The sequence below is a fragment of the Streptomyces sp. NPDC029044 genome (assembly GCF_040637495.1).
Lineage (GTDB): Bacteria > Actinomycetota > Actinomycetes > Streptomycetales > Streptomycetaceae > Streptomyces.
In genome coordinates, this window is the sequence record NZ_JBEZWN010000048.1 from 12,720 (window position 1) to 24,782 (window position 12,063).

The following is a 12,063-nucleotide window of genomic DNA, read 5'->3' on the forward strand; positions in this document are numbered from 1 at the left end:
GCGGCGGGAAGGCGCTCCCATCTCCGCACGGGCACGTGCGGCACCCGCACCGGCGGCCACAATGGGAGGCGTGAGTAACGCCAGCCAGTCACCCCTGCCCCCGCTGCCCGCCTCCGACCGCCCCGAAGCCGCCGCCCGGCTCCGAGACGCCCTGCTCGCGGCCTCCTTCACCGCCGACGGGCTGCTCGAACTGCTCGGCGCCCCCGCGTACGCGGCGCTGGCCCGCAGCGAGACCGTGCCCGCGCTCCGGGCGACCCGCGGGGACACGCCCCTGGAGATGCTCGTCCGGCTGTTCCTGCTCCAGCAGCCCGTCCCGCACGCGCGCGTCGCGGAGGTGCTGCCCGTGGACGCCTGCCTGGAGAGCGGCTGGCTGGCCCGGGCCGGCGGGGACGAACTCGCCGCGACGGTGGACGTCCGGCCCTACGGCGGGCCCGGCGGCGAGGACTGGTTCATCGTGTCGGACCTCGGCTGTGCGGTCGGCGGCGCCGGTGGGATCGGCCGGCGGGAGGAGGGCGTCGTCCTCGGAGTCGGCGGCGCCTCGATGACCCTCGCAGGCATCACCGTCCGCAGGCCCGTCGCCGCCGCGCTCGACCTCGGCACCGGCTCCGGCATCCAGGCCCTGCACGCCGCGCAGCACGCCACACGCGTGGTGGCCACCGACCTCAACCCGCGTGCCCTGCACATCACCGCCCTCACGCTCGCGCTGTCCGGCACCGCGCCCGCCGACCTGCGCGAGGGCTCCCTCTTCGGGCCCGTGCGGAGCGACGAGACGTACGACCTGATCGTCTCCAACCCGCCCTTCGTGATCTCGCCAGGCGCCCGGCTCACCTACCGCGACGGCGGGATGGGCGGGGACGATCTGTGCCGCACGCTCGTTCAGCAAGCGGGCGAGCGACTGAACGAGGGCGGGTTCGCCCAGTTCCTCGCGAACTGGCAGCACGTGGAAGGGGAGGACTGGCAGGACAGGCTCAGGTCATGGGTGCCCCGTGGCTGCGACGCGTGGATCGTGCAGCGCGAGGTGCAGGACGTCAACCAGTACGCCGAGCTGTGGCTGCGTGACGCGGGCGACCACCAGGGCGACGCGGCGGAGTACCAGGCGCGGTACGACGCATGGCTCGACGAGTTCGAGGCGCGCAAGGTGAAGGCCGTCGGCTTCGGCTGGATCACCCTGCGCAGGACGAGTGCGGCCGTGCCCTCGCTCACGGTGGAGGAGTGGCCGCACCCGGTCGAGCAGCCGCTCGGCGACACGATCCGGGCCCACTTCGAGCGGCTGGACCACCTGCGCGGCCACGACGACGCCGCGCTGCTCGAAGGGCATTTCCGGCTCGCCGCGGAGGTCGTGCAGGAGCAGGTCGGGCTGCCCGGCGCGGAGGACCCCGAGCACGTCGTGCTGCGCCAGAACCGCGGCATGCGCCGGGCGACCCGGGTGGACACGGTCGGTGCGGGCTTCGCCGGCGTGTGCGACGGCACGATGAGTGCGGGCCGCATCCTCGACGCCATCGCCCAGCTGATCGGAGAGGACCCGGTGCTGCTGCGCGACCGCACACCGGCCCAGATCCGGCTGCTGGTCGAACAAGGGTTCCTGGAGCCGGTTCGCTGAGCGGACTGCCGGGGGCGGCCCCGGGAGGCTTCACAGCGGCTCGCCAACAAATTCGAGTCGATTTGAACACCTCGTCCGAGACCGTTCGCGAGGAACCGGACGATCTTGATCCGCCAGCGTGTCGCCCCGGCGTTCACCTCGGGTTCGCCTGCCCGCCGCCCGCGCGTGTCAGCCTCCCGGGGCTGGGGATGCGCGGACAGGGGAAAAGGGGCGCGGCGGGTCATGGACAGTGCACCGGCGATCTTCGCGGGAGCGGTGTTCTCCCTGTTCGGAGGCGGGCTGCTGGCGTGGACGGTGACGCGTGTGCGTCACGACCGGCCCGTTGCCGAGGGCGTGAGGCCGGTCGCGTCGGCGACCTTGGCGGGCCTCGTCGCGGTGCTCGCCGTGGCGGCCGGAACTTGGTGCTTCACGCGCCTCTGAGGCCCCCTCCGGCGGCGTGCCCGTGGGTGACCGGGGCGTCGCACCGCGTGCGGGGGCGGGCCGGCTCCCGCAACGCCGGGCGGCAGGATTGGTGGTAGTCGGGTTACCGTTCGAGTGGCCGTTGCGGGCTTTTCCCGTTTGACACGGGGGCGGGATGTACCGTCACACTCCGCAGCGTCACCTCGTACCCAGCCCCGGTGAGCGACTCCGGGGAGGCCCCAGCGTCGACCGGAGAGAAGAGCGAAGTTGTCCCCGACCAGCGAGACCGCGAAGGGCGGCCGCCGACTCGTCATCGTCGAGTCGCCTGCCAAGGCGAAGACGATCAAGGGCTATCTCGGCCCCGGCTACATCGTCGAGGCGAGCGTCGGGCACATCCGCGACCTTCCCAACGGCGCCGCCGAGGTGCCCGAGAAGTACACCGGCGAGGTCCGCCGCCTCGGTGTGGACGTCGAACATGACTTCCAGCCGATCTATGTGGTCAACGCCGACAAGAAGGCGCAGGTCAAGAAGCTCAAGGACCTGCTGAAGGAGTCCGACGAACTCTTCCTCGCCACCGATGAGGACCGCGAGGGCGAGGCCATCGCCTGGCACCTCCAGGAAGTGCTGAAGCCCAAGGTCCCGGTCAAGCGGATGGTCTTCCACGAGATCACCAAGGCCGCGATCCAGGCCGCCGTGGCCAACCCGCGCCAGCTCAACCAGAAGCTCGTCGACGCCCAGGAGACCCGCCGCATCCTCGACCGCCTCTACGGCTACGAGGTCTCGCCGGTCCTGTGGAAGAAGGTCATGCCGCGGCTGTCCGCGGGCCGCGTCCAGTCCGTCGCCACCCGACTCGTGGTGGAGCGGGAACGCGAGCGCATCGCCTTTCGTTCGGCTGAGTACTGGGACCTGACGGGCACCTTCGCGACCGGCCGCGCGGGAGACTCGTCGGACCCGTCGTCGCTGGTCGCGCGCCTGCAGACCGTCGACGGCAGGCGGGTCGCGCAGGGCCGCGACTTCGACTCCCTGGGACAACTGAAGAGCGCGAACACCCTCCACCTCGACGAGGCGAACGCCCGCGCCCTGGCCGCCGCCCTGGAGCAGACACGGTTCGCCGTCCGCTCGGTCGAGTCCAAGCCGTACCGCCGCTCGCCGTACGCCCCGTTCCGTACGACGACGATGCAGCAGGAGGCCAGCCGCAAGCTCGGCTTCGGCGCGAAGGCCACGATGCAGGTCGCGCAGAAGCTGTACGAGAACGGCTACATCACCTACATGCGTACGGACTCCACGACCCTGAGCGACACGGCGGTCGCCGCCGCCCGCGCCCAGGTCACGCAGCTGTACGGCGCCGACTACCTGCCGCCGCAGCCGAGGACGTACGCCGGGAAGGTCAAGAACGCGCAGGAGGCCCACGAGGCGATCCGCCCCTCGGGTGATCGTTTCCGCACTCCCGCCGAGACCGGACTGACCGGTGACCAGTTCAAGCTCTACGAGCTGATCTGGAAGCGGACCGTCGCCTCCCAGATGAAGGACGCGACCGGCAACAGCGTCACGGTGAAGATCGGCGGCACGGCGGCCGACGGCCGGGACGTCGAGTTCAGCGCGTCCGGCAAGACGATCACCTTCCACGGCTTCCTGAAGGCCTACGTGGAGGGCGCCGACGACCCGAACGCGGAGCTGGACGACCGCGAGCGCCGGCTCCCCCAGGTCTCCGAGGGCGACGCCCTGAGTGCCGAGGAGATCACGGTCGACGGGCACGCCACCAAGCCCCCGGCCCGCTACACCGAGGCCTCCCTGGTCAAGGAGCTGGAAGAGCGCGAGATCGGCCGCCCGTCGACGTACGCGTCGATCATCGGCACGATCCTGGACCGCGGCTACGTGTTCAAGAAGGGCACGGCCCTGGTGCCGTCCTTCCTGTCCTTCGCCGTGGTCAACCTCCTGGAGAAGCACTTCGGGCGGCTCGTCGACTACGACTTCACCGCCAAGATGGAGGACGACCTCGACCGCATCGCCCGCGGTGAGGCGCAGTCCGTGCCGTGGCTGAAGCGGTTCTACTTCGGCGAGGGCACGGTCAGCGGTGGCGCGGCCGACGCCGGCAACGGCGACGGGGACCACCTCGGCGGCCTCAAGGAGCTGGTGACGGACCTGGGCGCGATCGACGCGCGCGAGGTGTCGTCGTTCCCGGTGGGCAACGACATCGTGCTGCGGGTCGGCCGCTACGGTCCGTACATCGAGCGCGGCGAGAAGGACACCGAGCAGCACCAGCGCGCCGACATCCCCGACGACCTGGCGCCCGACGAGCTGACCGTCGACCTCGCGGAGGAGCTGCTCGCCAAGCCGAGCGGCGACTACGAGCTGGGCACGGACCCGGCCACCGGGCACACCATCGTCGCCAAGGACGGCCGCTACGGCCCGTACGTCACGGAGGTCCTCCCCGAGGGCACGCCGAAGACGGGCAAGAACGCGGTCAAGCCGCGCACGGCGTCCCTGTTCAAGACGATGTCCCTCGACACGGTGACCCTCGACGAGGCCCTCAAGCTGATGTCGCTGCCGCGTGTCGTCGGCGCCGACGCCGAGGGCCAGGAGATCACCGCCCAGAACGGCCGCTACGGCCCCTACCTGAAGAAGGGCACGGACTCGCGTTCGCTCCAGGCCGAGGAGCAGCTCTTCACGATCACGCTGGAGGAGGCACTGGCGATCTACGCCCAGCCCAAGCAGCGTGGCCGGGCGGCCGCCAAGCCGCCGCTGAAGGAGCTGGGCACCGACCCGGTCAGCGAGAAGCCGGTCGTGGTCAAGGACGGCCGCTTCGGCCCGTACGTCACCGACGGGGAGACCAACGCGACCCTGCGCTCCGGCGACAGTGTCGAGGACATCACCCCGGAGCGCGGTTACGAGCTGCTCGCCGAGAAGCGCGCCAAGGGGCCGGCGAAGAAGACCGCCAAGAAGGCGGCCAAGAAGGCGCCGGCGAAGAAGACGACGACGGCCAAGAAGACCGCGGCGAAGAAGACCACGACCGCGAAGAAGACGACGGCGAAGAAGACCACCGCGAAGAAGACGGCCGCCAAGACGGCGACCGCCGCCAAGTCCGCGGAGGACTGAGCCCGTTCGAGTCCTGAGCGAAGCCGGACCTCCGCGTCCGGATCTTCGCCCGGGGTTCGGAAAGCGAACGCCCCGGCAACATATCGGTGTCGGGGCGTGCGCATGCCATGCCGCGCCCCCCAGGGTGTCGGTGGCTCCCGATAGGCTGAACGCATGACGCGAGCCGACCACCCAACGGCCCCTCAGCCCGCCCCCGACGACGCCCTGGTCGCGGACTCCCGCGAGCGTGCCGTCCGCGCCCTGCTGCGACGACCGCAGCTGAAGCGGTTGTGGAGCGCACAGCTCGTGGGTGGCGTGGGGGACACCCTCGCCCTTCTCGTACTGGTCCTCCTGGCCCTCCAGGCGGCCGTCGCCGAGGGCTCGTTCGGGGGCGGCTACCGGGGCGTGGCGTTCGCAGTGGCGACCGTTTTCGGGGTGCGGATCCTCGCGACGCTGCTGTTCGGCGCCGTACTGCTGGGCCCGCTCACCGCGCTCACCTCGCAGGACGGCCCGCTCGACCGCCGCTGGACCATGGTGGGCGCCGACGGCCTGCGCGCCGCGCTGCTCATCGTCGCGCCCCTGTGGATCGACTGGACGGCCGAGAACGCACTGGCCGTCCTGCTCGTCACCGCCTTCGTGATGGGAGTCGCCGAGCGGTTCTGGACGGTGTGCCGCGAGAGCGCGGCCCCCTCGCTGCTCCCCGCCCCGCCGCCGGAGGGCGCGACGGTCCGGCCGCTGCCCGACCACATGGACGCCCTGCGCCGCCTGTCGCTGCGCACCGGCTTCGTGGCGATCCCCCTCGCGGCCGTCGCACTGGTCGTCGCGGCCCTGTTCAACAACCTGCTGGGCGCCGGCATCGACTGGTTCGGCCAGCACCAGGCGGCCCTGGCCTCCTATGTGGCCGCCGGCCTGTTCGCCGCGTCGCTGTCCGTGCTGACCTTCCTGGAGCTGCCCGGCACACGCACGCCGCGCGCGCGGTCGCCGCTGGAGGGGCTGCGCCGCCCGAAGACCGGCACCGGCTCCGACAAGGGCCGCACCGGCGCGATGCCGCTGCTCGTCCTGTCCTGCGCGGCCGTCGCCGCCGCGGTGTCGGCCGCCGTCGCCGTCGCCGTGCTGCACGCCAAGGACCTGGGCGGCGGCCCGGTCCTCTACGGCCTGTTCGTGGGCGCGCTGACCGGCGGCGTGGTCGTCGGCATCCGTACGGCGCCCGCTCTCGTGCCCGCCCTGTCGCGCCGCCGGCTGCTCGCGCTGACGATCGCCTTCACCGGCGTCGCCCTGCTGGCCGCCGGGCTGGTGCCGGACGTCACCACCGTGCTGCTGATCTTCGCGCTGGCCGGCGTCGGCGCGGGCCTGTCCGCCAACATCGGGCACACCCTGCTCGACCAGGAGACCGAGGAACACCGCCGTTCCCGCACGACGGAGCACCTGCACGCGGTCGTGCGGGTCTGCGTGGCGCTCGGCGCGGTGATCGCCCCCCTGGTTGCGGCGGCGATCGGGCCGCACCGGCTGGAGAGCGGCAAGTTCGTCTTCGCGCACGGCGGCGCGGCCTTCACGCTGATGCTGACAGGCGCCCTGCTGCTGCCGGTAGCCGCGCTGGTGCTGGCCAAGGTCGACGACCGCTCCGGTGTGCCGCTGCGACAGGACCTGAAGGACGCGCTGCTCGGCGGCGACGACCCCCAGCAGGGGGCCGCGGCCTCCGGCTTCTTCATCGCCCTGGAGGGCGGCGACGGGGCCGGCAAGTCGACGCAGGCCGAGGCGCTCGCCGAGTGGATCCGCGCCAAGGGCCACGAGGTCGTGCTGACGCGCGAGCCGGGGGCGACGCCGGTGGGCAAGCGGCTGCGGTCGATCCTGCTGGACGTGTCGAGCGCGGGCCTGTCGCACCGCGCGGAGGCGCTGCTGTACGCGGCCGACCGTGCCGAGCACATCGACACCGTCGTACGGCCCGCCCTGGAGCGTGGCGCGGTCGTCATCTCCGACCGGTACATCGACTCCTCCGTCGCCTACCAGGGCGCCGGCCGTGACCTCTCGCCGACCGAGATCGCCCGGATCAACCGCTGGGCGACGAACGGGCTGGTGCCGCACCTGACCGTGCTGCTGGACGTCGCCCCGGAGACCGCGCGCGAGCGGTTCACCGAGGCGCCGGACCGGCTGGAGTCGGAGCCCGCCGAGTTCCACGCGCGCGTGCGGGCCGGTTTCCTCACCCTGGCCGCCGCCGACGCCGGACGGTACCTGGTGGTGGACGCCGGCCAGGAGCCCGAGGCCGTCACGACGGTCATCCGGCACCGGCTCGACCAGGTGCTGCCGCTGTCCGAGGCCGAGATCAAGGCCCAGGAGGAGGCGCGGAAGAAGGCCGAGGAGGAGGCCCGCCGCAAGGCCGAGGAAGAGGCCGCCCGCAAGGCCGAGGAGGAGCGCCTGGAGCGCGAGCGCCAGGAGCAGCTCGCCAAGCTGCGCGCCGAGGAGGAGGAGCGCAAGCGCCGCGAGCTGGAGGAGGCGCAGCGCCGCGAGGCCGAACGGCAGGCGGAGGAGGCCCGTCGCCGGGCCGAGGAAGCGCGCAGGAAGGCCGAGGAGGAGCGGGCCCGGCTCCTCGCGGAGGAGAAGGCCCGCGCCGAGGAGGAGGCCCGCCGCAAGGCCGATGAGGAACGGCGCCGCAAGCAGGCCGAGGAGGAGGCGCGGCTGCGTGCCGAGGCCGAGGCGCTCCGCCTGGAGAAGCAGCGCAAGGCCGAGGCGGCGCTGCTGCGGGCCGAGGAGGCCCGCCGGCTCGCGGAGGCGGCTGCCGCCGCGGCCGAGGCCGGGCCGAAGATCTCCATGTCCAAGAGCCCCGCGCCGGAGCGCACCTCCGGCCCGCAGGCGGGACAGGACGCGGCGACCGTGCCCACCCCGGTGGTGACACCGGGCGGTGCGGGGGACGACACGACCGTGCTGCGTCCGGTGCGCGACGACGACCAGGGCCGGTCCTCCGCAGAGTCCGAGGCCGAGGTGACGGCGGAGCTGCCGATGCCGCCGGCGACCGGGGAGCAGACGGAGGTCCTGCCGCCGGTCCCGTCTCGCGCGGTCCCGTCTCGCGCCGGGGACGAGACCGAGGTGCTGCCTCCGGTGCGTGACCGGGACGCCTCCGGAGCGGCCGACGAGACGGCGGTGTTGCCTCCGGTCCGCCCGGGGGACGCCGAGGAGACGGCCGTCCTCCCGCCGGTCCGCACGGATGACGCCGAGGAGACGGCCGTCCTCCCGCCGGTGCGCGGGGACGGACCGGCGGACCGGGTTCCGCCCGGGTACTTCCGGAAGGACGACCCCGCCCCCCGGCCCGACGGCACCGAGGACCGTACGCGGGAGATGCCCCAGGTCGACGCCGACGGGACGCCGCGCCGCCGCCGGTCCGACTGGGCCGAGGAGACGCCGCTGGACGACCTGCCCTCGCTGGCGGACGAGCTGCTCGGGCCGCACGACGACGAGCCGGACGACAGGCGCGGACGGCGGGGCAGGGGCGGCCGGGGGCGCTGACGCCTCCGGCGGACCGCCGGGGGAGGCCCGGCTTCCCGCAGGTGCGGGCGGGGCGCTGACGCCTCCGGGGACCGCCGCGGGAGCCCGGCCCCCGCACTGCGAGCCGGGAGGGGGCGGCAGGCGTTGTCAGTGGTCGCCCTCACAATGGATCCCGCAACGCAGCACGTGACGGAAGGGCGGCGTGACCCATGACCGTGTGGGACGACCTCGTCGGGCAGGAGAGGGTGAGCGAGCAGCTGGCCGCTGCCGCCCGGGACGCCGACGCCCTGGTCACCGCCGCCACCACCGGCACCCCGCCGCCCGAGGCGTCGAAGATGACCCACGCGTGGCTGTTCACGGGCCCGCCCGGCGCCGGGCGCAACCAGGCGGCGCGCGCGTTCGCGGCGGCGCTCCAGTGCGTCAGCCCCGACCGCGCCCTCGGCGGCTCCCCGGGCTGCGGCTTCTGCGACGGCTGCCACACGGCACTGATCGGCACGCACGCCGACGTCACCTCCGTCGCCGCCGTCGGCAGCCAGATCCTCGCCGAGGACATGCGGGACACCGTCCGCAAGTCGTTCACCTCGCCCGCGACCGGCCGCTGGCAGATCATCCTCGTCGAGGACGCCGAGCGGCTGAACGAGAAGTCGGCCAACGCCGTCCTCAAGGCGGTGGAGGAGCCCGCCCCGCGCACGGTGTGGCTGCTGTGCGCCCCCTCCATCGAGGACGTCCTGCCGACGATCCGCTCCCGCTGCCGCCACCTGAACCTGAGCACCCCCAGGGTCGACGCCATCGCCGACATGCTCGTCCGCCGCGAGGGGATCGAGCCGGACGTGGCCGCCGCCGCGGCCCGGGCGACCCAGGGCCATGTCGACCGGGCCCGCCGCCTGGCCACCGACCCGGCCGCGCGCGCCCGCCGTGCCGCCGTGCTCAGGCTGCCGCTGCGCGTCGAGGAGATCGGCGGCGCGCTCAAGGCCGCCCAGGAGCTCGTCGACGCGGCCGCCGAGGACGCCAAGCAGCTCGCCGAGGAGATGGACGTCAAGGAGACCGAGGAGCTGAAGGCCGCGCTCGGCGCCGCCCAGGGCGGCCGCATGCCCCGGGGCACCGCGGGCGTGATGAAAGACCTGGAGGACAAGCAGAAGCGCCGCAGAACGCGCACGCAGCGTGACAGCCTCGACCTCGCCCTGACCGACCTCACGGCCTTCTACCGCGACGTCCTCGCCCTCCAGCTCGGCTCGCGCGTGGCCATCGCCAACGCGGATGCCGAGGACGCCCTGGAGCGCCTCGCCCGGGGCAGCTCCCCGGAGTCCACCCTGCGCCGCATCGAGGCGATCGCCGTCTGTCGCGACGCCCTCGACCGCAATGTGGCGCCGCTGCTCGCGGTGGAGGCGATGACGATGGCGCTCAGAGCGGGCTGAGGCCCCGGCGGGGCGCCGGGGCCGGACGTGCGGTTGACGCGGTAACTCGTACGAGGCACGACACGCACGCACGGCACTCATTCCGTCGCCCAGAGTTACGCTCGCTGGATGTACACACGGCGCACCCCCCGCTCCGCCTCCGGCTCCGGTGGTCTCCACCGCAGGACACGAAACCGGGCCAAGACCGCCGCAGGTCTCCTCGCCACGGCCGCGCTGCTCGTCTCCGCCTGCTCCTCCGGCAGCGCGACGACGTCCGGCGCCTCCGCGGCGGCGGAGGCGGCACTGGTCGCGCTGCCGCAGGCCACGCCCGCGGCGCTCTCGTCGTACTACGCGCAGAAGCCGGCCTGGCGCGGCTGCGGTGTCCCCGGCTTCGAGTGCGCCACCCTCAAGGCACCGCTCGACTACGCCGAGCCGTCCTCCGGCGACGTCCGGCTCGCCCTCACCCGCAAGAAGGCGACCGGCCCGGGCAAGCGGCTGGGCTCGCTGCTCGTGAACCCGGGCGGGCCGGGCGGCTCGGCGGTCGGCTACGTCCAGGCGTACGCGGGCATCGGCTACCCGGCCGAGGTGCGGGCCCGCTACGACATGGTGGCGGTCGACCCGCGCGGCGTGGCCCGCAGCGAACCCGTCGAGTGTCTGGACGGGCCCGGCATGGACAGGTACACGCAGACGGACGCCACACCCGACGACGGGAAGGAGGCGGACGGGCTCGTCGCGGCGTACCGGACGTTCGCCGAGGGCTGTGGCGCGGACGCGCCCCGGCTGCTGCGCCACGTGTCCACCGTGGAGGCGGCCCGGGACATGGACATCGTGCGGGCGGTGCTCGGCGACGAGAAGCTGAACTTCGTCGGCGCCTCCTACGGCACCTTCCTCGGGGCGACGTACGCCGGGCTCTTCCCGGACCGGGCGGGCCGGCTGGTGCTGGACGGCGCGATGGACCCGTCGCTGCCGGCCAGGCGGCTGAACCTGGAGCAGACGGCGGGCTTCGACACGGCGTTCCGGTCCTTCGCGAAGGACTGCGTACGGCAGCCCGACTGCCCGCTGGGCGGCAAGGGCACCCCGCCCGAGCGGGTCGGCGAGAACCTCAAGGCGTTCTTCGAGAAGCTCGACACGCGGCCCGTCCCCACCGCCGACGGCGACGGCCGCAGACTCACCGAGTCCCTCGCCACGACCGGTGTGATCGCGGCCATGTACGACGAGGGCTCGTGGGAGCAGCTGCGCGAGGCCCTGACGTCGGCCATGAAGGAGAACGACGGCTCCGGACTCCTGGTCCTCTCCGACGGCTACTACGAGCGGGACGCCGACGGCGCCTACAGCAACCTGATGTTCGCCAACGCGGCGGTGAACTGCCTGGACCTGCCGCCCTCCTTCGACACCCCCGAAGAGGTGCGCGGGGCGCTGTCCGAGTTCAAGAAGGCCTCGCCGGTCTTCGGTGAGGGCCTGGCGTGGGCGGCCCTGAACTGCGCGTACTGGCCGGTGCACGCCACGGGCGAGCCGCACCGCATCGAGGCGAAGGGCGCGGCGCCCATCGTCGTGGTCGGCACGACCCGGGACCCGGCGACCCCGTACCGCTGGGCGCAGGCCCTGGCCGGCCAGCTCTCCTCGGCCCGCCTGCTCACCTACGAGGGCGACGGCCACACGGCCTACGGCCGCGGCAGCTCCTGCATCGACCGGACGATCAACGCCTACCTGCTGCGCGGCACCCCGCCCACGGACGGAAAGCGCTGCTCATAGCCCTGCCCCCGGCCCCGGAGGGCCTGCCTCCGGGGCTGGTGCGGAGCACCCTCGGAAACTGTGTAGACTTACCGTCGTTGCTGATCGCACCATAGTGCGGACAGCGCGCCGCCTTAGCTCAGATGGCCAGAGCAACGCACTCGTAATGCGTAGGTCTCGGGTTCGAATCCCGAAGGCGGCTCTATGGTGAACCCCAGGTCGGGCCTTTGACCTGGGGTTTCTTGCTTCGGGTGACCTTGGGATCTCGGCGAATCGGGCACCGTCTGTCTGTGCATCGTTGCGTAGGTCGGAGGTTCGGTTTCTGTGAAGAGATTGACGATCTAACCCCTTGACCTGGCTCTTTACGCGCACGCAGGGGGTGGATCA

At 73.0% G+C, this 12,063-nt stretch carries 6 protein-coding genes and 1 tRNA gene; all 7 read left to right on the forward strand.

Annotated features, from left to right (window positions below; genetic code table 11):
* Positions 1-61 precede the first annotated feature (61 nt).
* The 7 genes from AB0E85_RS29315 (at position 62) to AB0E85_RS29345 (ending at position 11,878) form a co-directional block, all read left to right on the forward strand.
* The gene (locus AB0E85_RS29315; protein ID WP_361933224.1) at positions 62-1,600 is read left to right on the forward strand and encodes a methyltransferase; all 1,539 of its coding nucleotides are present in this window, start codon (positions 62-64) and stop codon (positions 1,598-1,600) included.
* A 222-nt stretch (positions 1,601-1,822) separates the two neighbouring features.
* Positions 1,823-2,020, forward strand: coding sequence for a hypothetical protein (locus AB0E85_RS29320; protein ID WP_361933227.1), 198 nt, complete (start codon positions 1,823-1,825; stop codon positions 2,018-2,020).
* Between the two features lie 246 nt (positions 2,021-2,266).
* On the forward strand, positions 2,267-5,095 hold the full coding sequence (topA, locus tag AB0E85_RS29325; RefSeq protein ID WP_361933229.1) for a type I DNA topoisomerase: 2,829 nt from the start codon (positions 2,267-2,269) through the stop codon (positions 5,093-5,095).
* 153 nt (positions 5,096-5,248) lie between these two features.
* On the forward strand, positions 5,249-8,572 hold the full coding sequence (gene tmk, locus AB0E85_RS29330; protein WP_361933232.1) for a dTMP kinase: 3,324 nt from the start codon (positions 5,249-5,251) through the stop codon (positions 8,570-8,572).
* A 188-nt stretch (positions 8,573-8,760) separates the two neighbouring features.
* Positions 8,761-9,966: a DNA polymerase III subunit delta' gene (locus AB0E85_RS29335; protein WP_361933236.1), complete on the forward strand. Its 1,206-nt coding sequence runs from the start codon at positions 8,761-8,763 to the stop codon at positions 9,964-9,966.
* 108 nt (positions 9,967-10,074) lie between these two features.
* Complete coding sequence (locus AB0E85_RS29340; protein WP_361933239.1) at positions 10,075-11,697, forward strand: alpha/beta hydrolase; 1,623 nt, start codon at positions 10,075-10,077, stop codon at positions 11,695-11,697.
* Between the two features lie 107 nt (positions 11,698-11,804).
* Positions 11,805-11,878: transfer RNA gene (locus AB0E85_RS29345), tRNA-Thr, on the forward strand.
* Positions 11,879-12,063 lie beyond the last annotated feature (185 nt).